Annotated in this window: 27 protein-coding genes, 1 other RNA gene and 1 pseudogene; 14 read left to right on the top strand and 15 right to left on the bottom strand. The window is 32.8% G+C overall.

The genetic code is table 11. The features are described 5' to 3' along the window. Together Q0929_RS01170 and Q0929_RS01165 are read left to right on the top strand one after the other, a co-directional pair. A pseudogene (locus tag Q0929_RS01170) lies at positions 1-223 on the top strand (hypothetical protein); the annotation flags it as partial. After that, entirely contained in the window at positions 224-1,288 is a 1,065-nt protein-coding gene (locus Q0929_RS01165) for a Xaa-Pro peptidase family protein (protein WP_299237759.1), read from the top strand. 104 nt (positions 1,289-1,392) lie between these two features. On the opposite strand, the gene Q0929_RS01160 is transcribed toward Q0929_RS01165, so the two are convergent. Further along, positions 1,393-2,442, bottom strand: a complete 1,050-nt coding sequence (locus Q0929_RS01160) for a trypsin-like peptidase domain-containing protein (RefSeq protein WP_299237758.1) — start codon at positions 2,440-2,442, stop codon at positions 1,393-1,395. Between the two features lie 152 nt (positions 2,443-2,594). Here Q0929_RS01160 and thiE point away from each other — a divergent pair, with 152 nt between their 5' ends. Then, positions 2,595-3,221: a thiamine phosphate synthase gene (thiE, locus tag Q0929_RS01155; RefSeq protein WP_299237757.1), complete on the top strand. Its 627-nt coding sequence runs from the start codon at positions 2,595-2,597 to the stop codon at positions 3,219-3,221. A gap of 191 nt (positions 3,222-3,412) precedes the next feature. On the opposite strand, the gene Q0929_RS01150 is transcribed toward thiE, so the two are convergent. After that, entirely contained in the window at positions 3,413-3,685 is a 273-nt protein-coding gene (locus Q0929_RS01150; RefSeq protein WP_299237756.1) for a transposase, read from the bottom strand. Between the two features lie 184 nt (positions 3,686-3,869). Here Q0929_RS01150 and Q0929_RS01145 point away from each other — a divergent pair, with 184 nt between their 5' ends. The 5 genes from Q0929_RS01145 to Q0929_RS01125 all read left to right on the top strand — a co-directional run bounded on the left by Q0929_RS01145 (position 3,870) and on the right by Q0929_RS01125 (position 6,120). Then, positions 3,870-4,427 (top strand): c-type cytochrome, encoded by a 558-nt coding sequence (locus Q0929_RS01145; RefSeq protein WP_299237755.1) that lies wholly within the window; start codon positions 3,870-3,872, stop codon positions 4,425-4,427. A 15-nt stretch (positions 4,428-4,442) separates the two neighbouring features. Further along, entirely contained in the window at positions 4,443-4,565 is a 123-nt protein-coding gene (locus Q0929_RS01140) for a hypothetical protein (protein ID WP_299237754.1), read from the top strand. Positions 4,566-4,864: 299 nt separating this feature from the next. After that, positions 4,865-5,113, top strand: a complete 249-nt coding sequence (locus Q0929_RS01135) for a hypothetical protein (protein ID WP_299237753.1) — start codon at positions 4,865-4,867, stop codon at positions 5,111-5,113. Then, complete coding sequence (gene dapB, locus Q0929_RS01130) at positions 5,106-5,912, top strand: 4-hydroxy-tetrahydrodipicolinate reductase (protein WP_299237752.1); 807 nt, start codon at positions 5,106-5,108, stop codon at positions 5,910-5,912. Before Q0929_RS01135 ends, dapB begins: the two co-directional genes overlap by 8 nt. Beyond that, positions 5,905-6,120, top strand: a complete 216-nt coding sequence (locus tag Q0929_RS01125; protein ID WP_299237751.1) for an AtpZ/AtpI family protein — start codon at positions 5,905-5,907, stop codon at positions 6,118-6,120. The genes dapB and Q0929_RS01125 overlap by 8 nt, the downstream gene beginning before the upstream one ends. A gap of 140 nt (positions 6,121-6,260) precedes the next feature. Here Q0929_RS01125 and Q0929_RS01120 read toward each other — a convergent pair whose 3' ends face one another. After that, positions 6,261-6,896 (bottom strand): SCO family protein, encoded by a 636-nt coding sequence (locus Q0929_RS01120; protein WP_299237750.1) that lies wholly within the window; start codon positions 6,894-6,896, stop codon positions 6,261-6,263. 460 nt (positions 6,897-7,356) lie between these two features. Continuing rightward, positions 7,357-7,700, bottom strand: an RNA gene (rnpB, locus tag Q0929_RS01115) — RNase P RNA component class A. Positions 7,701-7,794: 94 nt separating this feature from the next. On the opposite strand from rnpB, the gene Q0929_RS01110 reads away from it, so the two are divergent. The 4 genes from Q0929_RS01110 to Q0929_RS01095 all read left to right on the top strand — a co-directional run bounded on the left by Q0929_RS01110 (position 7,795) and on the right by Q0929_RS01095 (position 10,220). After that, positions 7,795-8,631, top strand: a complete 837-nt coding sequence (locus Q0929_RS01110; RefSeq protein ID WP_299237749.1) for a family 1 encapsulin nanocompartment shell protein — start codon at positions 7,795-7,797, stop codon at positions 8,629-8,631. Between the two features lie 21 nt (positions 8,632-8,652). Continuing rightward, positions 8,653-9,111, top strand: a complete 459-nt coding sequence (locus Q0929_RS01105; protein ID WP_299237748.1) for an OmpH family outer membrane protein — start codon at positions 8,653-8,655, stop codon at positions 9,109-9,111. Between the two features lie 251 nt (positions 9,112-9,362). Beyond that, the gene (locus Q0929_RS01100; RefSeq protein ID WP_299237747.1) at positions 9,363-9,536 is read left to right on the top strand and encodes a hypothetical protein; all 174 of its coding nucleotides are present in this window, start codon (positions 9,363-9,365) and stop codon (positions 9,534-9,536) included. A 336-nt stretch (positions 9,537-9,872) separates the two neighbouring features. Continuing rightward, positions 9,873-10,220, top strand: a complete 348-nt coding sequence (locus Q0929_RS01095; RefSeq protein WP_299237746.1) for an iron-sulfur cluster assembly accessory protein — start codon at positions 9,873-9,875, stop codon at positions 10,218-10,220. 156 nt (positions 10,221-10,376) lie between these two features. Here Q0929_RS01095 and Q0929_RS01090 read toward each other — a convergent pair whose 3' ends face one another. The 10 genes from Q0929_RS01090 to Q0929_RS01045 form a co-directional block, all read right to left on the bottom strand. Next, on the bottom strand, positions 10,377-10,772 hold the full coding sequence (locus Q0929_RS01090) for a PaaI family thioesterase (protein ID WP_299237745.1): 396 nt from the start codon (positions 10,770-10,772) through the stop codon (positions 10,377-10,379). 13 nt (positions 10,773-10,785) lie between these two features. Further along, entirely contained in the window at positions 10,786-11,397 is a 612-nt protein-coding gene (locus Q0929_RS01085) for a 3'-5' exonuclease (RefSeq protein WP_299230039.1), read from the bottom strand. Continuing rightward, a complete protein-coding gene (locus tag Q0929_RS01080; RefSeq protein ID WP_299237744.1) occupies positions 11,394-13,196 on the bottom strand; it encodes a putative nucleotidyltransferase substrate binding domain-containing protein in 1,803 nt (600 codons plus the stop codon). The genes Q0929_RS01085 and Q0929_RS01080 overlap by 4 nt, the downstream gene beginning before the upstream one ends. A 53-nt stretch (positions 13,197-13,249) precedes the next feature. After that, positions 13,250-14,983: a cation acetate symporter gene (locus Q0929_RS01075; protein ID WP_299237743.1), complete on the bottom strand. Its 1,734-nt coding sequence runs from the start codon at positions 14,981-14,983 to the stop codon at positions 13,250-13,252. A gap of 3 nt (positions 14,984-14,986) precedes the next feature. After that, positions 14,987-15,301 (bottom strand): DUF485 domain-containing protein, encoded by a 315-nt coding sequence (locus Q0929_RS01070; RefSeq protein WP_299237742.1) that lies wholly within the window; start codon positions 15,299-15,301, stop codon positions 14,987-14,989. A 25-nt stretch (positions 15,302-15,326) separates the two neighbouring features. Beyond that, entirely contained in the window at positions 15,327-16,697 is a 1,371-nt protein-coding gene (locus tag Q0929_RS01065) for an OprD family outer membrane porin (RefSeq protein ID WP_299237741.1), read from the bottom strand. Between the two features lie 336 nt (positions 16,698-17,033). Beyond that, a complete protein-coding gene (gene acs, locus Q0929_RS01060; protein WP_299237740.1) occupies positions 17,034-18,926 on the bottom strand; it encodes an acetate--CoA ligase in 1,893 nt (630 codons plus the stop codon). A 948-nt stretch (positions 18,927-19,874) separates the two neighbouring features. After that, positions 19,875-20,921: an outer membrane beta-barrel protein gene (locus Q0929_RS01055; protein ID WP_299237739.1), complete on the bottom strand. Its 1,047-nt coding sequence runs from the start codon at positions 20,919-20,921 to the stop codon at positions 19,875-19,877. Between the two features lie 31 nt (positions 20,922-20,952). Further along, positions 20,953-22,242, bottom strand: coding sequence for an ammonium transporter (locus Q0929_RS01050; protein WP_299237738.1), 1,290 nt, complete (start codon positions 22,240-22,242; stop codon positions 20,953-20,955). Between the two features lie 22 nt (positions 22,243-22,264). Next, positions 22,265-22,603 carry a P-II family nitrogen regulator gene (locus Q0929_RS01045; protein WP_299237737.1) on the bottom strand — a complete coding sequence of 113 codons (339 nt, stop codon included), beginning with the start codon at positions 22,601-22,603 and terminating at the stop codon, positions 22,265-22,267. A 285-nt stretch (positions 22,604-22,888) separates the two neighbouring features. On the opposite strand from Q0929_RS01045, the gene Q0929_RS01040 reads away from it, so the two are divergent. Both Q0929_RS01040 and Q0929_RS01035 read left to right on the top strand, forming a co-directional pair. Beyond that, positions 22,889-23,224 (top strand): hypothetical protein, encoded by a 336-nt coding sequence (locus Q0929_RS01040; protein ID WP_299237736.1) that lies wholly within the window; start codon positions 22,889-22,891, stop codon positions 23,222-23,224. 95 nt (positions 23,225-23,319) lie between these two features. After that, positions 23,320-23,811 (top strand): hypothetical protein, encoded by a 492-nt coding sequence (locus Q0929_RS01035; protein WP_299237734.1) that lies wholly within the window; start codon positions 23,320-23,322, stop codon positions 23,809-23,811. Between the two features lie 352 nt (positions 23,812-24,163). Here Q0929_RS01035 and lptD read toward each other — a convergent pair whose 3' ends face one another. After that, a complete protein-coding gene (gene lptD / locus Q0929_RS01030) occupies positions 24,164-26,179 on the bottom strand; it encodes an LPS assembly protein LptD (RefSeq protein ID WP_299237733.1) in 2,016 nt (671 codons plus the stop codon). Between the last annotated feature and the right edge of the window lie 8 nt (positions 26,180-26,187).

Raw genomic sequence — 26,187 nt, 5'->3', positions numbered from 1 at the left:
AATTAAAGAGGGAATTAAAGAGGGAATTAAAGAGGGAATTAAAGAGGGAATTAAAGAAAGTTTAATAGATCTAATAGAAACTAAATTCGGTGATAAAGGCTCTAAATTTGTAGATATAATAAATAAAGTTGAAGAAGTTGATAAGTTAAAGCAATTATTAAAGGTGGTTGCCTTAGCTACAAACATTGAAGAAGTCGAAGAAAAAATTAGAGAGTTAGTGTAGATGTTTGAAAAAATTTTTGAGAAAATCAAAAGAGAAAATTTAGATGGATTTTTATTCTCTTCGCACTCCAATATTTTTTATCTGTCAAAGTTTAACTCATCAAATGCTTTTGTAATTTTAACTGACAAAGAAAAATATTTTATTACAGATTCTAGATATTATGATAATGCTAAAGAAAAACTTAAAGACTTTAATGTTATCAAACTTGGAGAAGGAAATAAAAAAGGCTTAGACCATTTAAAAGAGATTTTAGAGAGTTTAAATCTTAAAAATGTTGGATTTGAGAAAGATAAAATAACTTTATCTTTTTATGAAAAACTTACAAAAGATGCAGGTATCAATTTTATTGGCTTTGAAGGATTTTTAAATGAATTTAGAATGGTCAAATCTGAAGAAGAAATAAAGATTATTGCTCAAGCCGTTAGAAAGACAGACAGAGTATATAAAAGAGTTTTAGAAGATATTCCAAGTTTAATAGGAAAACCTGAGAGCTCTGTAAGGCAAAAAATTGTAAACTATATTTTTGAAGAAGGCGGGACAGGTGAAAGCTTTCCGGCTATAGTTGCATCAGGTAAACATTCTGCTATACCCCACTGGGAAACATCTAGCCACAAGATAAAAAATAATGCACCACTGCTTATAGATATGGGAATGAAATATAAAGGATATTGTAGCGACTTTACAAGAACTATTTTCTTAGGAAAATCAAATCCAAAGTTTGAAAAAATTTACAATATTGTAAAAGAAGCTCATTTAAAAGCTTTATCTGTTGTAAAAGCCGGAATTCCCATAAAAGAAATAGATTTAGCAGCAAGAAAAGTTATAGAAAAATACGGATATGGTGAATACTTTACCCATTCGACAGGTCATGGAGTAGGAATAGACATTCATGAAGAACCAAGAATATATAAAGATAATGAAAATATTCTTCAAGAAAATACTGTCTTTACGATAGAACCGGGGATTTATATTCCCGGGCTTGGTGGTGTAAGACTTGAAAATATTGTAGTAGCAAGAAAAAGTAAAGGAGAAGTATTAAGTAAAGTAGAGTTAGAACTGTATTGATAGTAGTAGTCAAGATAAACATACTTATCAAAAATTTTTTTAAATAGTCCAGGAAAAGTTTATAAAAATTTTAACAGCACTCTTACTTTAAAATACACTAAAAACTAATCTTTTTCTATCGGAATTACTGTTATAGTTCTTTTTCCTTTTGAGTTTATAATTTCAAGCTCTATCATATCTCCCGGTTTTACTTTGTTTAAAAATAGCCTAAATTCTTTAGAATTTTTTATTGGATTACCATTAATTTTTGTTATAATATCGCCGACTACTAAACCAGTTCCAGAAGCAGGACTATTTTTCTCGATTTTTAATACCAAAGCACCACCGTCTATATTCATTCTTTCTTTTATCTCTTCAGATACATCTGTTACAACTATACCAATCCAACCTCTTTTAACCTTACCGTATTTTATTAATTGATTTACAGTGTCTTGTAGTATATCTACAGGAATAGCAAAACCGATACCTTGCCCAGTTTGCACTGTGGCTATACTCATTCCGACAACCCTTCCGTCAAGATTTAGCAGTGGTCCACCAGAATCACCCGGGTTAATAGAAGCATCTGTTTGAATAAAGCTTTCTATGGATGAAATACCTACTTCTCTGTTCATAGCTGATATAATTCCAAATGTGTAAGTATGTCCCAAATTATAAGGACTACCAGCAACCAACACAAACATCCCTGGCTTTACATTCTCTATGTATTCAAATTTTAGAGATTTTATATCTCTGTTAAAATTATTCAGCTTTACCTTCAAAACGGCTATATCGGTTTTTGTATCAACCCCTACAACTTCAGCCTTAAAAACTCTATCATTATAAAATCTAACAAAAACATTTCCTTTTTTCTCAATCACATGTGCATTTGTGGCTATATAGAGATAATTAGATGTTTTTTTAAAAACGAATCCAGAACCAACAGATTCGTCATCTATATCTTTAAGCAATAAAGAATTTTCTTTATTCTGTTTTGTGAAAATAGTTACCACAGATGGAGTAGTTTGCGAAATTACATTTTCAATCCTGTCTTGAATTAGTTTAACAGCATCTTTTTCTTTTTTTGATTCACAAGATTGAATAATTAGATATAAAAGAATGTAAAATAAAAGTAATTTGTTTATTTTTTCGAGATTAAAACGGTCGCTATTATCCATCTTTTGCTATTGTATCACCTCAGCAATCTTTGAAAATGTTGGATTTAATTATATCATAAAACGGTATTATAATGTTTCAAAATGAATTTTTAAACATTTAAACGAAAATTTAAAAAGTTTAAAATGTTTAAAAAAAATTAGCGAGGTAAGACATGCTAAAGGGTTTATATGTAATCACAGATGAAAAATTAACTCCATACGATAAAATTTTTGACATGGTAGAACAAGCTCTAAAAGGCGGTGCTAAATTAGTTCAGTTGAGAGATAAAAATAATACTGATGACTTTTTATTACCAATAGCTAAGGATTTGAAAAATCTCTGCCATAAATATGGTGCCTTATTCATAGTTAATGACAGGCTTGAATTGACTTTAAAGTCTGGCGCTGACGGAATTCATGTTGGAGAAGAAGATGTGGATATATCAGAAATTAGAGGAGTTTTAAAAGATAAAATCGTTGGTGTATCTTGTTATGGAGATGTTGAAAGGGCGATATTGATGGAGCGCTTATCTGCTACTTATGTTGCTTTTGGAAGTTTTTACCCTTCTCCAACAAAGCCTAAATCTAAAGTCATTGATAAATCTGTAATAACAGAAGCTAAAAGATTTTTAAAAATACCTGTTTGCGTAATAGGTGGTATCACTGTCGAAAGAGCTAAAGAACTTGTTAAGCTTGGTGCTGATTTAGTAGCTGTAATAAGTGATATATGGACTGCTGAAAACATAAAAGAGAGAGCAAGTGAATATGTAGAGTTATTTAGAGGTGAAAAGATAATATAAAGTGCTTTAAAATTTTGAGACTTGTCAATAATTTTGTGTAAAATTTCATAAGAAGCTCCTTTAAAAGCAGGTATAGGTTTTTCCATTTTTTATTCTTTAAATTATCTCTTTGTATAAGGAAATAGCGTTTCTATGGCTTTTGATATTGAAGGAAAATCATCACTTACTATAAGCATTACCTTTTTAGTCCTCTATCTATCAAAATCATTGAATACTTTTATCCAATCTGCTTTGTTTTCATTGCTGAAAAATGTGTAAAATCCAAATACATCTTTATTTCCCTGTAAATCTATTCCAAGAACTACGTAAACAGAAGCTTTTCTGATTTTGTTTTTCTCTTTTATATCACAGTGATATGCATCTATATACAGTACAAACACATCCAATGGAAGCTCTCTTGTTTTAAAGTAGTTTAAACCTAAATTTTTTAATGTAGAATCTATCTTGCTTTCTACCGTATCCATTGTATACTAAACTCATAAGAAGGTCTATGTAATCTTCATTAACTATTTTGTAAGGGTCAGGTAATATTTGTGGTCTTGGATTATAAATTAGTGATAGAATAATAGTAAGTTTAATTTTATAGTTGATAAAATTATTAAAAAGTATTATTATTATTCTATAAAAAAGTTTAAAAGGAAGGAAAAAATGAAGAGAACAAAATTATTAACAATAGCTTTATTATCTTCGACAATAGCATTAACAGCATGTCAAAAGAAAGAAGAGACTCCAGCGACCGGAGAAGCACAGCCTGCACCACAGCAACAAGCACAGCAACCACAACAACCTGCACAACAACAGCAACAACCACAACAAGCTACAGAAGCTAAGCAAGAAGTAAAAGAAGAAGCTAAACCGCAAGAACAAAAACCAGAGGCGCAAAAAGAAGAGAAAAAGCAAGAGTCAGTCAAATCGAAGGAAGAATCTAAACAGCAAATAGCTAAAGTGGATGGTGAAGCAATATTTAAGTCGAAAGGCTGTGCTGCATGTCATCAACCGAACGCAGATACTGTTGGACCTGGGTTAAATAAAATTGCATCTGTATATAAAGGAAATAAAGATGGGTTAATTAAATTCTTAAGTGGTGAAGGAAAAGCAATTGTAGACCCTGCAAAAGAAGCTGTAATGAAGCCAAATTTGGAAATTACAAAGAAATTATCTAAGGAAGAAAAAGAAGCATTAGCAGAATTTATTTTAAAACACTAATAGGAGGTGTTGGTCATGGAAATGACATATGGCGGAATTCCAATTGCAGAAGCTATTTTATTAGTTTTAATGTTGATTCAGTTGGTTTTCTTATGGGGCTCTATAATGTATAAAATGGGTACAAAAGAAGAAAAATAATTAAAAATCTCAGGTTTCGTTCCCAATCTCTTGAGATGAAAGAGGTTGGGAATTTAATTTTATTATAGTGATGAATTATAGTTAATTCAGGAGACATTTGCCCTTGAAATTATAGAGAAGGTAAAAAGTAGAATCAAGTCATAGATTACCCATAAGTATCGTAATTAACGGTAGCATTAAGTATCATTCAGAGTAAAGGAAACGGTCTCTTGTATTTGCTGGATTTATAGCTCCAACGTATTTTATTATTTGATTTTTAACTATGTTATAACATTCAAAAATAAAGGAGAAATTTTATTATGGAGAAAAAAGCTTACGCATTTGTTTTTGCAGGATTTTTTATAACAGACCAAGACCCACAGGACGTCTTTAATGAAAACGTTACAGCTCAAGACATGGAGGAAATTGAAAATCTCGTAAAAACAAAGCTATTTAAACCAGGTGTAGATGTGGCTTTAGCACCATCAATAGTTCCACCACATCAAGCCAATGAATTATTAAATGAATTTTCAAGAGTAATATTTGGTCAAGGAGAGGTGAATGGTTAATATAGCAATCTCTGGCATCATGGGAAGAATGGGAAGAAAGATTGCAGAGTTAGCTTTAGAAGATAAAGATATAAATATTGTTGCTGGCATAGAGAATCCTGATTGTGCTCACTTGCATTCAACAGTCGGCGAAATAATCAACAAGGATGTAAAAGCTCCTGTTGTTTCTGATGTTTCTCAAGTAATTGATGCTTTTGATGTTTTGATTGATTTTGCAAACAATACTGAGGCTGTTTTAGGACATTTAAGAATTTTAGCAGCAGATAAGAACAAAAAATATGCAGTAATAGGAACAACAGGATTTAATGAAAAAGAATTGGAAGAGATAAAACAGCTTTCTCAAGATATGCCAATTGTTTTAGCTCCCAATATGAGCATAGGCGTGAATTTGTTATTTAAACTTGTGGAACAAGCAGCTAAAACATTAAAAGATAAAGGTTTTGATATTGAAGTTATAGAGATGCATCATAGATATAAAAAAGATGCCCCATCTGGCACAGCGGTTAAGATTGTGGATATTTTAAAGAAAGCAACAGGAATAGAAAAAGTCGTTTATGGTAGGCAAGGTTTGACAGGTGAAAGAAGTAATAAAGAAATTGGAGTGTTTGCTCTTAGAGGTGGTGATGTAGTAGGCGAACATACAGTTATCTTTGCTACAATGGGTGAAAGAATAGAATTAACTCACAGAGCTACTTCAAGAGATATCTTTGCTAAAGGTGCATTAGAAGCTGCAAAATGGATTGTAGGTAAGCCAAACGGTCTTTATGATATGCAAGATGTGTTGGGATTGAATGAATAAAAATTTATCTTTTTTAACAATTGGATTACATTTAGTCTCCGGTGTAATAGTAGGTGTTGCCATTGGTTATTTATTAGATAAATATTTTGGCACATCGCCTTATCTAACTATAATTTTCTTTTTTCTTGGTCTTATAGCCGGATTTAAAAATATGTACACTGATGCAAAGAAGTATATTGAAAGTGAAAAGAAGGAATACAAAGAATAAGAAGTTAAAATTGTTGTAAATTAAAGCGCGTTCTAATTTATCATTCTGCCGCTGGCAAAGAATTTATCTTTTTTAATATCGTTTGTTCATTGTGGCGGATAGCTTATGAATTACCTACCTTTATCCATTTCTTGTATCGGCTATTGTTTAATTAAATATTCGACATCTTCAACAATTTTATCAACCGGTAAATAAATTCCTAAATATTCCTCAACCATATTTCCATTTTTATCTATGATGATTGTCTTAACCGGTGTATGAGTTATCATCTTCATTTTACCTTGTCCACCATGCATGTGCATATGTTCATGCATCGCATGTTCATCAGTAGGTTTTTCAACTTCTTTTACTTCTATTCCGTAAGCGTCCCAAGCTTTCTTTAGGTCTTCAGGTTTACCGGTCAAGAAAGTAAATTCATCCAATGCCCTTGTCTTTTTATATTCTTTTAATGTTTTAGGGTCGTCTCTTTTTGGGTCTACTGTAATAAATACAATTTGATACTTATCTCTCAAACCTTTTTCATTTAACTTTTCTGCAACCTGTTTTAATGCTGCGTTTACTGTTGGGCAAACATATTTACAGTTAGAAAAGCCAAAGTATAAAATAACAACCTTTCCTTTAAAATCAGATAGTTTTGTAGGTTTACCTTCTTCGTTAACAAGATTTTCAACTTCAATCAACTTCTTTGGATAGTTTTTTGTACTGCCTTGTAGTGTATAAGCAAAAGAAGAAGCGCTAAACATGATAGCCAAGATGAATAATAAAATCTTTTTCATAAAAACACCTCCAAAATTTTATTGATTTAAATCATAAAAAATTATATGTAATTTTTGTGTTAATTTCAAGCCTAATTTTAACATGCATAAAGGTTCAGCAATATCAATAAGTGCTATAAAATTTTAATCAAGTCTAGAGACTATTTGAGTTCCCTTTTGCATAGACAAATATTAAATATTCACGATAGCTACACTCTTGGTTTACATAAACTTGGTTAATCTCTTTTCTTTGTGAGAGTGTAAATTTATTATAAGTTTACCTTTCCTTGTTATCCTGAGGCTGTAAAGCAAAAGGATCTCCTTTTTGATTTTTTGACCTGAAAAGAGAAATATGAAATTCTTTGCCGGCTTCGAAATGACAGTGCGGGTTTTTTGGAACAGTTTCATTCTTAGCTTGGCTTTTGGACAAGGGAGGTTTATAAAAATCTTTGTCCATAACTCTTTATAACTCACTTTTAAACCCCACAGCCTTGGAGTAAGCCGGATTCTGTTTTAGTGGTCATTTATCTAAGCTCCCAACCCGAAGGCATCGGCCGGGCAAGCCTAATAGCGCCTTCCTACTTGGGATTGCTCCGGGAGAGGGTTGCCAACCTGCAATGTCACCACTGCAGGTAGTGGGCTCTTACCCCACTTTTTCACCCTTGCCTCCATGACCACACCTAAAAAGGTGTGCGGATCGGCGGTTTGTTTTCTGTGGCCCTATCTGTAAGGTTACCCCTACCTGCCTTTCGGCAGCTCCCTGCCCTGCGGAGTCCGGACTTTCCTCAGTAGCTTAAAAGCTACCGCGAACCACCTCAAGGCTGTGGGATAGATAATATATTTCGCTTACTAAAATTTGACAAGGTAAAAATCTCTGTCTAAATTTATGCTATAATTACATTCATATTGGAGGAAAGCTATGGAATTTTTAAAAAGAAATGAAGCACCTTTATCAGAAAGCGATTGGGAAAGGATTGATAAAGTAGTGGTTGAAACAGCAAGAAGAATCTTAGTAGGAAGAAGATTTATAGAAATATCAGGACCATATTATCCGTCTGTTCAATTTGTTCCATATGACTATATAGAAGATGGAAATACCGGAGCTTGTGGTCTTTTTGGTGAAGTAGATTGTGGTGTTGTAAAAGTCAAAGAAAGAAAAATACTTCCTCTGCCAATTATTTACAAAGATTTTAAAATTCATTGGAGAGACATAGAATCATCTAAAAAGTTTAACATTCCTATTGATTTTAGCGTTGCTGCTGCAGCTGCATCTCAGGTAGCTATTGCAGAAGATAGATTAATCTTCCATGGAGATATTGAAACAGGTTTTCCGGGATTATTAAATGTTGAAGGTAAAAATTCAATATCAATCTCTGACTGGAATCAAACAGGAGAAGCTTTTAAAGATATACTAAACGGTATCGTTAAATTAAATGAAAATGGATTTTATAATAACTTTGCTTTGGTTCTAAATCCTCAAGATTATGCAATGCTACATAGATTATATGGAAATAGCGGCATTCTTGAAATAGACCAGATTAAAAAACTGTTTGACGTTGGAGTGTTTACAACGCCAGTTATACCACAATTTACAGCCGTTGTTGTATCAACCGGAATTGAAAATTTAGACCTGTTTATATCTCAGGACATGATAACATCATATTTAAACTATGATAATATGGATCATTATTTCCGTGTTTTTGAAATTTTAGCACTTAGAATTAAAAGACCGCAGTGTATATGTACGATCGAATAATTTTTAATATAGGAGGAATTTATGAAGAAGCTTTTATCATTGGCTGTAGCAGGGTTTTTAATGCTAACTTTTACGTTAGCAAAAGCAGCGGACATTGTGTTTATTGACACACCAACAATCGTTAATGATTCAAAAGCCGGTAAAGATGCACAGAAGCTTTTAGAAGAAGCCGGAAAGAAAGCACAGGCTGAAATTGAAGCCAAACAAAAAACATTAAAACAAGACCAAAAGTCTCAAGAAGAGTTCCAGGCTTTTGCTATACAAAAGCAACAAGAGGTTTTAAAAAGAAGAGATGAGCTTTTAGGTCAATTTATGAACCTTGTTCAAAAGAATTTAGATGCTTTTGCAAAGGCTAAAAATTATTCATTAATCTTAGACAAACAAGCTGTACTCTATGGAAAGCCAGAGTTAGATAAAACAGATGAATTTTTGAAATTCTTTGATTCAAACTATGAAAAATCTCCAGAAAAAATAAAATAATTTAACACAACCCTGCAAGAATCCCCGCTTCTATATGAAGGTGGGGATAAATTGCAGAGTACTAAGATCACTTTAAAACTTTAACTAAGTCTATAAATTAAATGATATTTTGATCACCATTTTAAAGCCGGGCAAAGAATCCCTGCCTTTGTCCCTCTACGGTGTCATTCTAAGTGAAGCGTGTACAAGCTAAAAGAAACATGGGAAAATATTATATAAGAATTTAAAATCATGAAAATCGGAGGATAAAGATGAGAAAGAAAGTAGGAACATCTACCTACATTCAGAGAATTAATACACTTGAAAGAAAGCTTTTAAAACAAGTAAAAGAATTAGATGATGTTATGCAAAAACATCCAGAAATAATCTTTAGATTACAAGTTGTAGAATTTGCTTTAAAACACTGTAGTAAAACTTGCAGTTGAAGCTTTTGGTGTATCAAAATCTACCATATATAAATAACAATTCTGTTCTTTAAAAAATCGTTATGTATCAAAAAAAAGATGCTGTAATATATGTTATGGTATAACACAGAAAGACCTCATCATAGTTTAAACAAAAAATCACCTTTACAATACTTTTGTGATATTATGAATTCGAACGAATCGGATTTTTCCCAAACTGGTATGATTTATACAGAAATGACGATATGATGTTTATAAGCAGCTTCAGAATACAACTCCTTCTGATATGTATCATAACAATAAAAAATATTATGTAATATTTTAGATAGAGAAAAATTTATTTAGGAGGAATCGAATATGTCAGTACAAACAGTAAATTTTATTGTAACAGAAGCGGCTGCTAGAGAAATAAAAAGAATAGCAGACGAAAATCAAATTGAAAACCCAATTTTAAGGGTTAGGGTAGTTCCTGGCGGATGTTCTGGATTCCAGTACGCTATGGGATTTGATGATGAAATTGCAGAAAATGACAAAGTAGTTGAAACTGAAAATGGCGTAAAAATCGCTATCGATGAATTCTCAGCTCCTTATATTAACGGAGCAGTTTTAGATTACGTTATGGACTTTATGGGTGGTGGATTTACAATTAAAAATCCAAATGCAGTAGGCTCTTGTGGTTGCGGAAACTCATTCTCTTGCGGTTAATTTTTAACTGATATATCCTGCACCGCTTTAGGCGGTGCTTTATTTCGTAACCTCTTGTAATAACTCAAAGGTTGGGCAAAAAATTCAAAAAATCTAGGATTCTACGTGCAGATTTAGAACAATAACATCAGATTATTTTATGTCAACTTGGCTAAGTCAAAGTTTTTCAACTTGCTGCATCGTTAATATAGCATAGGTTCCTGTTGCATATGCTACAAGGTCATCGTTTGAATACAGCTGCACCGTTGCAAAGGCTACACTTTTACCTAATTTTAAGACTCTTCCTATCGCTTTTAATTTTCCTTCCTTTGCCGGTTTTAGATAGTTAATTTTTATCTCAATTGTTACAGAAGTTTTATTCTCCGGTAAATTTGAAATTACTGCATACCATCCTGTGTTATCTGCTAAACTGGATATAACTCCACCATGAACGTATCCAAGATGTTGTAAGTGATAATCTTTAATATCTATGCTTAATACTGCTTTTTCTTGGTCTAAATCTTCAATAACAGCCCCTATATGTTCTAAAAAAGGAAGTTTAACTTCTTTCATTAGACAACCCTACTTATTTATTTTTTAACTTTAAAAAAATCAGTGCTGTCATGATGGCATCATTTAAAGCATCATGTTTTCCAAAGGTAGGTATGTCTAAATCTTTGAGGATAGAATCAAATCTTAAATCAACAAATCCCTGTGGAATTAATCCGATTTTGTAATCATAATAAAGTGCCGATACTTCTATCTGTTTGTTTGGCAATGTTGTTCCGGAGAGTTTTTTAAAATATTTGTTTATCATTGCAACGTCAAACTCTAAGTAATAACCTACAAGTGGTCTGCTTACTATAAAATGTACAAATCTATCAACTGCTTCTTCTATTGGTATACCGGATTCAAGGTCTTTTTTTCTAAGTCCGTGAATTTTTATAGCGTCTTCGTTAATTTCTCTATCTGGTTTAACAATTACGTTAAACCTTTCATTTAAAAGTATTTTATTATCCTTTATCTTTACTGCTGCGATTGACAAAATATCATCAACTTTTGGATTTAAACCTGTAGTTTCTGTATCAAAAGCTACATACTCATTTTCCGGTGGTTCTTCAAACAGAAAGCTGTATTTTGGATTTTTTAATCGTTTTTTCTTATAATAAAAGCTTAATCTTTCTAATATGCTATTCACGATATATAGTTTAGTTTAAAATGATTGATGATTAAATCTTTAAATTTATTTACGATTTTAAAGGCGTCTTTTAGAAGGTCTTTCTCAAAGTTTGAAAGTAAGTTAATGTTGATATAATCATCTGGTTGTTTGCCCATCTCCATCTTTCTCAGTCTCTCTCTAAGTCTTAAAGTAAGGAAAAATTCTAATGCTTCTATAAGCTCTGATGCAAACTCTCTGTTAAAAATACCTACTTCTGACAGTCTTTTTATTCTTTCAAATGTATTAGTCTCTCTTATTTTGTTTTCAACTGCTAACGACCTTATGCCATGAACGATTGGGAAGATACCACCTTTTTTTATGTCTAATTCTCCTTTATGTTCACCCTTTTCTGTTTCAAAAGTGCCAAAAAATGTCAGTGGTGTTTTAAACTGAATGGTAGGAAGTGCAAAATATGATAAAAACGTTTTATTGTCTGAAATTTTTGAAAACATAAAGTCTATAAGCTCATTGCAAAGGTCTTCTCTTCCGATGATATATTTAGCATCTATAAGAATGGCCAAGTTTAGCATATTTTCCGGTGTGATATGATTTGCATAATCAATAACAGAGTTTTTAAACTCACTTATAGATTTTCTCCAATATGGATTTGTAATCATTACATTTCCTTTACACTCTGGATAGCCAAGCTCTTTTAGTGCTTCTATAAAGTTTTGTGAAATAGCTTCTAAATTTGGATTTTGATAGCCATCTTCAAGGATTAAACCGTTGTCTTGGTCTGTCTTTAAAATCTGCTCTTTTCTTCCTTCGCTTCCCATAACAATGAGGCTTGAATGGTTTAAAAGCTCTGCCGGTGCTGTAAGTAAAAATGCCTTTTTAAATATCCTTGTGTTTATCTCCGAAACGATTTTCATAATGTGTCTTGTTCTTATTCCTTCTTTGTGAAGAATCTTTACAGTTCTTGCAATGGAATCTGAAAGGATTTTCAAATCTTTGATTGATTTTGCTCTTTCAACTCTCAAAGCTAAAAACTGTGGCTGGTTAGAGTATAAAGACAGTAAGTCAATTTCGTTTAAAATGCCTATGATCTTGCCGTTTTCTTCGACAACAACTCTTTTAATATTATGCTTAATCATCAAAAATATTGCATCAAATAAAAATGAATCTGCATTTATTGTAATGAGTCCTTTTGTAGCTATTTTTTCAACGTTTTCAAAAGTGCTTATATTTTGAAGTATAACTTTTTTTCTTATATCTGAGTCTGTAATGATTCCATACTCACCATTTCCAAAATCAACTATGACCGAATAGGCTCCTTTTTCTGTCATTTCTTTGACTGCGTCATAGATGGTTGTATCTTTTGATACTATAACCGGCTGTTGGAGTTCTACCTCTTTTACTTTCAAAAAGAAGTACGGATTTTCTGAAGCTATTGAAGAAAGCTTTTCTTTTGTAGATTTTTTAAAGTACTCTCCAAATCTTTCATTTTCATTAATAAGTTTTAGGATTATCTTTTTATCTATTTTGTATAAAATACTCTCTTCAAAGGCTTCGAAAATGTTTTCAGACCCGTTAATCACTCTGCTGATATCAAAAAAACTTCCTTGACCAAAGTAACCTACCTCATTGCCAAGACTATCTTTTTCAACGACTACGCCTTTTAAAACAACATAAAGATAATTATCAACATCTTCTATTTTTTGACCTTTATTGTAATATTCAATGACTAAGTTATTTACAATCTCTGACAGTTCTTGATTGGTTAAAAGCTCAAATGGATAGATTTGTTTTAGATAAAGCTCTATATCAACGATGCTCATTATTTTACTCCTTTATGTAAGAGGTGGGCAGATAAGCCCACCATAAAAATTAATTAATGATGTATAGCACCTTCTGCACCTATACCTGTTTGGGTTCTAATATATTGCGGCTCAAATCCTTCTCTGTCTTCTTTTGCTCTTTGGCTGTTATCAAGTTTAGAGATAAGTATTGTTAATACAAAAGTAGTTAGCATTGAGAAGATAGCCGGGTTTTTGAGTTTTATGATTGGCTCTGGATTTTTAAGTACGTCAACCCAAACTGTTGGAGAGATAACGATTAAGACAAGAGCTACAACTAAGCCTGCAAGTCCGCCCCAGAATGCACCTGTTGTTGTTAAATTTCTCCAATAAATAGATAAGATAAGAATTGGGAAGTTAACAGATGCGGCAATTGCAAAAGCTAAACCAACCATAAACGCAACGTTTTGTTTTTCAAAAACAATTCCAAGGATGATTGCAAAGATACCAATGATAATTGTAGCTATTTTGGAAACTTTAACTTCTTTTTGTTCATCTTTTTCTTTTGCAAAAACGTTAGCATAAAGGTCGTGGGATACAGTAGAAGCTCCTGCAAGTGTTAAACCGGATACTACTGCAAGGATTGTAGCAAAAGCAACCGCAGAGATAAATCCCATAAACGCAGGTCCACCAACAGCTTCGGCTAAGTGAATAGCTGTCATATTTTCTCCGCCAACAAGAGCCTTTTTATCACCGATTAAGTTTTTAGCAGGATCGTTAGCATCAACTATTTTAGTAATTCCATCAATAACGATTTGTTTAGCATTTTGGAAGTATTCTGGATGTTGAACGAATAAAGCAATAGCACCAAATCCAATGATGAACGTTAAGATGTAGAAGTATCCAATAAAGCCTGTTGCAAAGAATACTGATTTTCTTGCCTCTTTCGCGTTAGGAACTGTAAAGAATCTCATTAAGATGTGTGGCAATCCAGCTGTTCCAAACATTAAAGCAAGTCCAAGAGAGATAGCGTTTAATGGGTCAGAAACAAGACCACCCGGAGCCATTATCTTTTCACCTTTTGAGTGAACCGACACTGCTGTTTGGAAGAGATTTTCAAAACTAAATCCAAAATGGACCAACACCATAAACGCCATAAATGAAGCGCCACCAAGGAGTAAAATAGCTTTTATAATCTGAATCCAAGTTGTTGCAAGCATTCCACCAAACGCAACGTAGATTATCATCAATGAACCAACAACTATAACAGCCGTTGAGTAAGGTAAACCAAATAACAACTGTATAAGCTTACCAGCACCAACCATTTGAGCAATAAGATAGAATGTTACAACAGACAGAGAACCAATTGCAGCAAGAATTCTTATTCTTCTTTGTTCAAGTCTAAAAGATGTTACGTCTGCAAAGGTATACTTTCCAAGATTTCTAAGCGGCTCAGAAAGCAAAAACATAACGATAGGCCAACCAACTAAGAAACCAATAGAGTAAAGCAATCCATCATATCCGGATGTATAAACAAGTCCGGCAATTCCAAGGAAAGATGCAGCAGACATGTAATCACCGGCTATTGCAAGACCATTTTGAAATCCTGTAATTCCACCGCCTGCTGTGTAGAAATCCTTAGCTGTTTTTGTTCTTTTTGCAGCCCAGTATGTAATTCCAAGGGTTGCAGCAACAAAGATTATAAACATCGTTATTGCAAGTGGGTTTACAGCTTGCTTTTGAACCGGTCCTTCTAATCCGCCGGCTGCAAAGGCAAATCCTACAACAGCCACACTTAATAGATAAAACATCAAACTCCTTTTAGTCATAGCTTACACCTCCCTTGCATACTTTTGCTTTATTTTTTCTGTTAATTCATCAAAATCTTTGTTAGCTATATAAACATAGATTCCTGTTAAAAGAAATGAGATTACGATTACACCAATTCCTATTGGAATGCCGATAGTTGTTGCACCTTCTCCAAGTTTTTGAGCTAAAAACTCTTTGTTAAATGCAACCAACAATATAAAACCAAAGTAAACTACAAGCTCAACCAATGTTAGGATAATCATTATCCTTGTTCTTTCCTTTACAAGCTTTTGAAAATCTGGGTCATTTTTGATTTTTTCAATCAATCCTTTGTTCATAGCCTTACCTCCCTTTTTTAAATTATTAGAAATTATAGTTTGCAATAAGTCTGTATTCTGTAAAGTTTTGACCCGGTACAAAGTTCCATGTGTAAATTCCTCTTGCCTTTAACTCAAGGTTTTTAATTAATCTACATTTCCATGTTAAGTCCCAGTTTGTTTCTGAAGCATCGTGGGTTCTGTTGGAATACACAGCTTTACTTCCTACATTAAAATATGAGTATGCAAGGTGTAAGTTTAATCCTTTGATTATGTCAAAAGATGTTCCAACTTTCCATGCAGATGTATCAGCTACATAACTAAGTCTTGTAACAGTACCTTGTACAAATCCCGGTGTTCCGCCCCATGGAGTGATTAATCCACCGTTTAAAAGCTTTCCTTCATCTTTTCCGGTTTGAGAGTATGCAGCATAAAGATTAAAGTTTTCAACTACAGGCATTGGAATATTAAAGTTTACCTTAGCACCGAATAAATTTGCCCCTACTTCTTTTCCAAATACATTTTTAATGTTGTTTCCAACGTTTGTTTCGTTAATATACTGAGCTGACAATGTAGTTTTTACATCAGATAGTTTTAACGTATAATCACCTTGTAAGTATAAAATGTTAAGCATATCCCATGCGTAGTAATCCCAAGCTTGAAGCTTTAAGTTTGGTAGTCCTTCATAGATTGCAGCAATCACAGAAACACCAGCGTTTGCTTTTCCAATAGCTTGTTTACCCATGTTTAAGAAATTTCCTGTGTCATATTTAGCTAAGCCCTGATTTAATGCAGTATATCCACCACAACCATAACCTGATTGTAAACCCAAATAAGAGCAAGCAGAGTAAGCGTTTGCAAATGTTCCGTATGCCATATTCCAAAAGTGTCCTGCTATAATGGTTGTTTTTGGTATATCTTTATTTGTGATTAATGCACCTTCAAAAAGGTTTGGAAGCATTCTTGCATCGTCCATGCCAGCCATTGGAGTGTTAATCTCTTGTCTTCCAATCTTAACAGCCGTGTTTTGATATTTGTAATCTAAATACAACTGACCGATATAAGTGACGCTTTTTCTATCTTTCCCAAATAAAGAAGGGTCCATATGAGGGTTTCCGTTATACGGTGGATTATTTCGCCAACTTTCACGATTTGCGTTGATTCCGTTTGTAGTGTAAGCCATGATTCCAAATTTTAAGCCATTTACTGCTGCAGTCTCAAAGCCAAACTTTCCACCAATTGCAAAGGCTGACCTATCACCTTTACTGTTTGCAACATCATAATCTCTGTCAATGTAGAAAGCTCTAAACTGCCCCATGACCTTTGATTCTTTGAATGCAGATTCAAGGTCATTAGCTGCCATAGATTGGCTTACTGTAGCTGATAACAACGCTGCTACTAAAAGTGTTTTTTTCATGTTAACCTCCTTTTATAAATTTTATTTAAAACATTGTTTTAATACATCGGATGAGAAATTTAATAAAAACATGAGATTCTTCGCTTCGCTCAGAATGACAATTTTACTTTCGGAAGGGTAATTCATGAATCGCCCCTACTCTTACCTTGTCATCCTGAGGACGTAAGTCCGAAGGATCTCATTTTTAAATTCTATAAAAACCGCTAATTTCTCACTCAAAGGTATAAAATTTATTTAAAACATTGTTTTATTATCATCTTTATAACATTGTTATATTTTGCTTTAAAAATCAATAAAAAACCCTCCTTTCAAAAGAAGGAGGGCGTATGAAAAATCTTATTCTTCTAATGTTGAAGTATCGCCAATTTCTAAGCCAAGTTCTCTTGCTTTTAACAATCTTCTCATTATTTTTCCGCTTCTTGTTTTTGGCAATTTATCAACAAACTCAATCTCGTCCGGAACAGCTATTGGTCCAAGAACATCTCTTACAGTATCCTTGATTCTTTCTTTTAACTCTTCTGAAGGCTCATATCCTTCTTTTAAGATTACAAACGCTTTAATAGATTCACCTTTGATTTCGTTAGGCTTTCCAATTACTGCTGCTTCTGCTACTGCATTGTTTTCTACAATAGCTGATTCAACTTCTGCAGTACCGATTCTGTGTCCTGCTACGCTTAAAACATCATCAGCTCTACCAACAACCATCACATAACCTTCCTCGTCTATTGCGGCTAAGTCTCCGGCTGAATAGTAGCCAGGGATTTCATTCCAGTATTTTTCATATCTTTCTGGCTCTCCCCAGCAAGTTCTAAGCATAGAAGGCCATGGGTTTTTGATTACCAAATGACCAACTTGGTTTGGTGGCATTGGATTTCCTTGTTTATCTACTACTGCAACTTCAATTCCAAACATTGGTTTACCAGCTTTACCCGGTTTTGCAGGATAGCTTGGGACTGTTGTAATCATATGAGCTCCTGTTTCAGTTTGCCACCATGTATCAACGATTACTGCTTTTCCTCTTCCTATATTTTTGTAGTACCATAGCCATGCCTCTGGGTTGATTGGCTCACCAACAGAACCTAAAACCTTTAATGTTGATAAATCATACTTAGCCGGTATTTCATCTCCAAATCTCATTAACATTCTTATGGCAGTTGGTGCTGTGTAGAACACGTTAACGCCGTACTTTTCTACATACTCCCACCAAATACCCGGATGTGGATATACTGGCACACCTTCCATCATGATTGAAGTAACACCGTTAGCCAAAGGTCCATAAACAATATAACTATGACCAGTAATCCAACCTACGTCTGCTGTACACCAATAAATATCATTCTCTTTTAAGTCAAAAACATATTTTGAAGTCATGTACGTATTAACCATGTATCCGCCGGTAGTATGAAGAACGCCTTTTGGCTTTCCTGTTGTTCCTGATGTATAAAGTATGAATAATGGGTCTTCTGCGTCTTGAATCTCCGGCGGACAATCTTTAGATGAATTTTTGATAAGCTTGTAAAAATCTACTACGTTATACTCTTCGTACTCGTCAGAAAGCTCGTTATCTCTATCCCAAAGTATTATTTTTTCTACAAAATCTAAATCTCTAATTGCTTCTTTTACTGTTGGGAATAATGGTATTTTTTTACCTCTTCTTTTTGTATAAGTTGCAGTAATTACAGCCTTAGCCTTAGCATCATCTATTCTGATTTTTAAAGCTCCTTCGCTAAATCCTGCAAAAACTACGCTATGTATAGCCCCGATTCTTGCACAAGCAAGCATTGCTATTGCAGCTTCAACAGTGTTAGGCATGTAGATAGAAACCCTATCACCCTTTTTAATTCCAAGAGATTTTAAACCATTTGCAAGCCTGCTAACTAAATCTAAAAGCTCACCGTAAGTCACCTTTCTCTCATTTCCTTCCTCATCTACCGAGATAAAAGCCACCTTATTTCTTTTGCCATTTTTTACATGTCTGTCTATACAGTTATAAGTGATGTTTGTTTTAGCATTTATAAACCATTTTGCATAAGGATAGTTCCATTCTAAAACTTTGTCCCACTTTTGAAACCATTCTAATTCGTTAGCAATCTCTTCATAGAAAGCCTCTCTATTCTCAATAGACTTCTTGTAAAGAGATTCATAATCTTTAACCCAGGCATTTTCTACTATCTCCTTTGGAGGATAGTATTTTTCATCAACCTTCAAAAGTAAATCTGCCTTTTCCATTTTTTAAACCTCCTATAACAGAGTTATATTTATTAAAATCAAACAGTATTTTACTGAAAATAAATTGTATGTCAAATTTTTCCTTAATTTTCAAACACTGTTTTATTAAATGCAATAAGATAATTTATTTCAGATTAAAAAGATATTGAATTTAAAATATTTTTTAATATAACAATGTTTGATTGCATATTTTTTATGCAACAATTTGTCATGAAATAAATGTTAAGAAATTTTAAAAAATAACGTAAGATTTTGATAAATAAATATTTTTTAAAAGTTATATACTTGGGGGTGAGAAATTAGTAGTGATTTTTACAGAATTAAAAAGAAGATCCTTCGGACTACGTCATCAGGATGACACGGAACGAGTCAATGTTATCATTCTGAGCGAAGCGAATAATCTCTTACTTTTCTTTTCAAATCAAAAAATCAAAAAATGAGATCCTTCACTGCGCTGCTGGATGACAAAAAAATTTGATTGATAAACATTAAAGGAAAGATAACATTATTTGTCATTCTGCTTCCGGCGAAGAATTTTCTCCATTTTACTTCTAACTTATTCACTCATTTTCTCTCCTTTTAAGAGGAAACATTTTAGCCTTCGGCTTTAGGATAACTCAACAAAGACAAGCTAAATTTATATTATATACATCATACAACTAACAGAAATTTTTAAAATACTCTCTATACAAGCACTTAACGAAAGTGTTCCAAAAATTCACATCGTCATTCTGAGCGAAGCGAAGAATCTCCTGTTTTTTTCTTTTCAAAAAATATTAAAAAAATATTAAAAAATAAGATCCTTCGGACTTACATCCTCAGGATGACAAAAAGGTAAATTTACAAAAATTTTAGAACACCCTATATAAGCACTTAACATCAAATATAAAAATCCCCCAAGGCTTAAACCTTGGAGGTAAGGTGTTGGAGGTTTAACCTGAAAACTTGTTAGAACAAAAATCCTAACTCAGCAGCAGATACTTTTGTATCTTTTGAATTTCCAGAGCTATCTTTAAATATTTTCTCATCTGAGTTTACATAAGAAACTTCAGCTCTAATGTATGTGTTTTTTGTTGGTCTAAATGTTGGAGTTGCTGCAATAGTCCAGGCTTTAGATACACTATTATAAATACCACTTTCTTTTCCCTTAGAACCATCATTCACATATTCAATTCTAACAGGTAAAGATAAATTACCAAATTTTGGAACAACATAGCCAGCTACACCGTAGCCTTTACTATCATTTCCAGAAACTTTTGCTGTACTATCTAACCATTGATAGTCAAAGTTAATTCCTACGTCTAAATTATCATTAATAGATTTTGAAAGGACAATATCTACCAAGTTTTTGTATGCTGTGTAATCATAATAAGATATTGCATAATTAACACCATAAAGCGTACCGAGAGAACCTACCGCATAAGCTCCAGAAGTTGGAAGTGAAGTGTTTCCATCTGAATATCCTTTATCTTTGCTTGCTTCTGCGTAGAATTTAATATCTCCTACTGCATAAGTGATTCTTGCACCAGGATAAATAAATGGCTGTGCAGACCATACAGCTCCGTATGTGATGTTTGGATTTGTAAATGACGTTGCAAGTTCGTATCCAATGTTTGTTGTAAGTAGTCCTGCATCAAGTGTTAGACTGCTAATTGGTTTATAGCTTAATACTGCATAGATAGGTCCAAAGCTTTTGTTTATGATAGCTTTATTATCAACCAATCCACCGTCATAAACTGTTGGAAGTAATACTGTTCCAAATCCTACATTAAAGCCAATTCCTCCATCCTTTGCATCAGAGCTAAGCCCAAGAATAAAGTTAGACACTTTAAAGCTGTCATGATTGCTATTGCTTGGACCAGTGTTGTTTGATGTAAAATAGCCTGTTGTCAATGCTCCATCAATTTTAATATCACTGTTTGCTACAGTGATCTGTCCAGCATTTGCAACTGCAACGCTGAAGATTGCTCCTGATAGTACTGCTAATTTTTTCATGACAAATACCTCCTTTAAATTAAAATTTTTATTAGATTTCAAAGCCTCTTTCTCCATGAACTGATTCATCAAGTCCAACAACTTCTATTTCTTCGTCAACCCTTGCTCCACCGGTTAAAATAGATGTGATGAAGTATAAAATAGCTGTCATGATAGCTGTATAGACTATGGTAGCTAAAACTGCTTCAAATTGGACTATTACCTGTCCCGGATTACCATACAGTAGACCTTTTCCGACAGAGTTTACGTTTGGATTTGCAAAAATACCCGTTGCAATCGCACCCCATATACCATTTAATCCATGCACTCCAAAAGCATCTAAGGAATCATCGTATTTTAACTTAGATTTTAACCAGTAAACGCCAATAAAACCGATTACACCAGATACTAAACCTATTACTATGCTGCCTATTATATCTACAAAACCTGCTGCAGGTGTAATTGCTACAAGACCTGATACTACTCCAGAAGCTGCACCAAGTAAAGTTGGTTTTTTAGTTACCATCCACTCAACTAACATCCATGTAATTGCTCCAAGAGCTGCTGCTGTGTTTGTTACTAAAAGAGCTGAAGCTGCAATTCCATCTGCTCCAAGTTCACTACCTGCATTAAAACCAAACCATCCAAACCATAATAAAGCTGCACCGGCAACTGTTAGCACGATTGAAGATGGCAAGATAGCTTTTTTGCCATAATCATTTCTTTTACCCAGTAGTATTGCAAGAACAAGCCCAGCAACCCCTGCGTTTATATGAACAACAGTTCCACCGGCAAAGTCTAAAGCTCCTAATTTTGATAAAAATCCTCCACCCCATACCCAGTGAGCTATAGGAGAGTATACAAAAGTTGCCCATAAAATAGCAAATATTAACCAAGCTTGAAACTTCATTCTTTCAATAACAGCACCGCTTATTAATGCCACAGTAATTGCAGCAAACGTTAACTGAAATGCAACAAACAACAACGTTGGAATATTTCCGGTTGCCCAAATATCATTTACAGATATTCCGGAGAGAAATATATTCTCTAAACTTCCAATTACTCCTCCAACATCAGTTCCAAAAGCCAACGAGTATCCCCATACTATCCAAACCACAGAAACAACACAGTAAGCTAAAAAGCTCATTCCAATCGTATTTAAGATATTTTTAGACCTTGTCATGCCACCATAAAATAAAGCAAGTCCTGCCGGTGTCATCAACATAACCAATGCAGTTGCAACCAAAACCCAAGCAGTATTTCCTACATCTAATTTCTTAGCCTCTTCCGCATAAGATAACAACGGAACCAAACTTGCCGTTAAAAACAACAGCTTTTTCATAACTATACCTCCTTTAAATTTTTTATAAAGCTTCTGTTCCTCTTTCACCAGTTCTAATTCTTACCGCGTCTTCAACAGGGGAGATAAAAATCTTTCCATCCCCAACCCTCCCCGTTCTTGCAGAAGTAATTATTGCTTCTATTACTTTTTCAACGATTGCATCATCTACGACCACTTCAATCTTAATCTTAGGCACGAAATCAATAACATACTCAGCACCACGATAAACTTCTGTATGACCTTTTTGTCTTCCAAAGCCTTTAACTTCTGTGATTGTAATACCAAAGTTTCCATGCGTTGACAAAGCATCTTTCACTTCATCAAGCTTAAACGGCTTAATGATGGCTTCAACTTTTTTCATAACCATTTCCTCCTTTCAAATGTTGTTAAAATCATTTAAAGCAAGTGTTATGCCAATTTAAAAAATATTAGTAATTCAATTACTTAAAAATTTTTGAATATTTAAATTGAGAATTTTTAAACAAAAAATAGACAGAGCAGAATTGTTGATTGCATATTTTTTATGCAAGATAAAAATTAATTCTTTCCAAAATTAACAAATGTCAAATACTTAATAAAATGGCACGAGTATTGCTAAATATTTAATAGAAACTTTCCATTAAAGGAGAAAACAAAGGAGAAAACAATGGTTAGAAAAACCAAGTATTTATTAGAATCAAACAGACACAGGTTATGTACAGCTTTAAAAACCTACATTGATAAAATTCCTGCAGATAATTTCGACGAAGATTTATTTTATAAAGTATTTTCTGAAGAATTTTTCATAGAGTTTCCATATATTGAGCTTGTTTACGTTTTAGATAAAGATGGAGTTCAGATTTCTGACAATGTTGTTAACCCTATCTTTTCTTCAAAAATCCCAAAAAAAGTTAAAGGATATGACAGGTCTAACAGACCATACTATAAAAAAGTGATAGCAAAAAAGATTACACAATTACACAGCCATATACATCTATCGTAACCTCAGACCTAACTGCAACCATATCAATTCCTGTATTGAATGAAAGCAATGAAATAATCTATATTTACTGTTTTGATATAGATTTAAAAGGCTTTATGTTTAATCAAGATATTGATGCTAATAAAGAAAGGTTTGATTTTTTAGTGAAAATATTCTATTCAATATTTAGCATTATCTTGGCTCTACTAAGCTTAAAATTAATCATATGGGCTGTCAGTTCTTTAACAGAGTTAAGTCTTGATATAAAACATATTTTTGAAGGCGTAATTTTAATAACTCTTTCCATTGCAATATTTGACCTTGCAAGAACTATTTTTGAAGAAGAAGTATTGATTTATAAAGACCCAAGAAAGCACTCTGAAACAAGAAAAACGATGACAAGATTTTTAGTATCTATCATAATAGCCGTCTCTATTGAAGCATTGATACTTGTGTTTAAATTCGCAATGACAGAGCCAAATAAACTTTTATACTCCTTAGGCTTGTTCATAAGCGTTGGAGTTTTAATAATATCCTTAGGTATTTATGTATTCTTAGGCTCAAAAGCTGAAATTAACATAAAAAGATTTGAAAGAGAACAAAAATGAATAATAAAAATATAGGATTTATGAATTTCAAACTGAGGGTGTTCTAAAATTCCTGCAAGTTTTATAATGTATGTGTAAAACGAGTTTATTTTTGTTCGTCATTTTGAGGACTTTAGCCCGAAAGATCTCCTCTTTTAAGGTCTTTTTACAGTGAAGAAGACATAAAGGTGGAGATTCTTCGCTTATGCTCAGAATGATACTTTAGAGGTATAGAGTATACGTCAAGTGAGAAATTCAATAAAAGTAGAAGATTCTTCGTCGACTGCAGAATGACAATGTTGATTTTTCTAAGCAGTCTCTTAAGTGATTAGGCTTTGCTTATGGATGTTAACTTGGAAACTCAGTGTAAAGCTCAATTTCTCACAAATGGAACTCTGTATCTCATATCCAGAATGTTTATAATTATAAATATGTTTTTATATCTTTTTTGAGTTGTAATATTATAATCTTCCCAGTAGCTAAAAGATAAACTCCAGCATCCCCTATTCCAATCAAAAGCTAAGCTTTTATTTTGTATGTATCCATACTTTAAGTTATTTAAAATACTTGCTCTAAAAGAATAATTTTTATAATTAACAAAAATACTGTTAGAAATCTGCTTTTGCGAGTCTTCTGTGCTTGTTCCTCTGTCATAAGTGTATGCAACGGAATAGATTATGTTGTCTCTAATCGGGGTAGAAAAGCTTGAAATAGTTCTTATAAGATTTTTCTTTTCTGTATCATAGTAAAGAACACTATCGGCAGAGTATTTGCCAATGTTTAAATAAATACTGTTTTTAAGTGGTTTAATATGAGAGTTATACATATTTTCACCAATATAATAATGATTTAAAAAAGTATATCCTTGAGATATCTCCCATCTTAGGAAGTTATTGTTCTTAAAATTAAGTATGTTAAATATGGAGAAATCTACATCCTCTTTTTCATTGATTCTATCAGACCTATCGTAGTATGGCAAGGAAGACTGATTTATTTTTGATATATATTCAAAAGAGATTTTTGGAATGATTATATGATTAAAATCTTTATAAGGTCTGAAAAATGTTGTTTGAGTAGTATTTTTAAACGGTAAAAGAAATCTTGAGTCAAAAGTATTATTTCCTTTTGTGTTTAAGTATAAAGTTAATCTTGGAGTTGCCTCAAAAGTGTTAAGAATTTTTCCAAAGTAGTTATAGTTAATAACTCTAAGAATGTTATCACTTCTAAGCCCGGTAGTTCCTTCTTCTCTAAAAAAGTAGTTATTATCTGATAGATAATCAAAATAAAATGGAAGGTCAAAAAATTTAGATTCTTTCCAGTAAAATCTTAACTGAGGAAGCCTTTGCAAAGTAGCTTTGTTATTCGGCGTTGTTAAGTCGTAAAGATAGTTGAAATTTAACTCTAATAGATACTTATCTGTATTAGTCCTTCCAAAAATATAAGACCTTGTGAAAGCTGTATACTTTAATCTCGAATAGTTATAAAAATCCTCAAAAAAGTATCTATCACTTGGAATATCTACTTTTGTGAAAAATTGCCAATTATAAAACGGAGAATAGTTAGTTTCAAGAGAAAATCTGTATCTAAAAGTTTTTGGGCTTTCAGGTCTGTTTTGCCACCAATCTTTTTTTCCAGACTCTCTAAATAAATCTATATTTGTTTTAAAATTAATACCTTTTTCAAAAACTCTTCTATATTCTAAACTTGTTCCAAAGCCTTGTTTATTTCTATAATCTGTTGTAAAAGTAATGTCTGAAGAGTCATTTATAACATAAAAGAAAGGTTGTCTGTAAACAAATGGGTTATAAGTATCCTGACCAATCATAGGATCTAAAAACCCGGTTTTTCTATCTGTTGTTGGGTATGAAAAATATGGAGTGTAAAAAATAGGAAGCCTGCAAAATCTAAAAGACATATTGTATGCTTTAAGTTGGTCGTTTTCTTTCAAACTTCCGGATTTGGCTTTAAAATTCCAATCGTATTGGTCAAAAGGACAGCCAGAAAATTCACCATCTTTAAAATAGTAAACATCTTTTTCTTTTTTTAGATAATAGCCTCTTACATAATATTGATTATCAACTTTTCCCTGATAGTCAAAAACCTCTCCTGAATCGTTTTCAAAATCATACCAACCATGAGACCCGATTCCTTCAAAGGTGTTTGTTTTTATGTAAAATTTTACCGGAACAGTTGCAATCTTTTTCTCAGAGTCATAGATTACCTTTTCTGATTTTAATACTTTATCGCCAGAAGTAATAACAACATTCCCTTCAGCTATTAAAATATTATCTTTTTCTCTTTCAAGTTTATCGGATTCTATGATAACTTTTTCTTGACCAAAGGATAGTGTTATTAAAAGTAATATAGTAATAATTAGGACTCTTTCCAACAATAACC

Source organism: Sulfurihydrogenibium sp. (assembly GCF_028276765.1).
In the GTDB taxonomy this organism is placed as follows: domain Bacteria; phylum Aquificota; class Aquificia; order Aquificales; family Hydrogenothermaceae; genus Sulfurihydrogenibium.
This window is presented reverse-complemented; position numbering and strand designations above follow the sequence as displayed.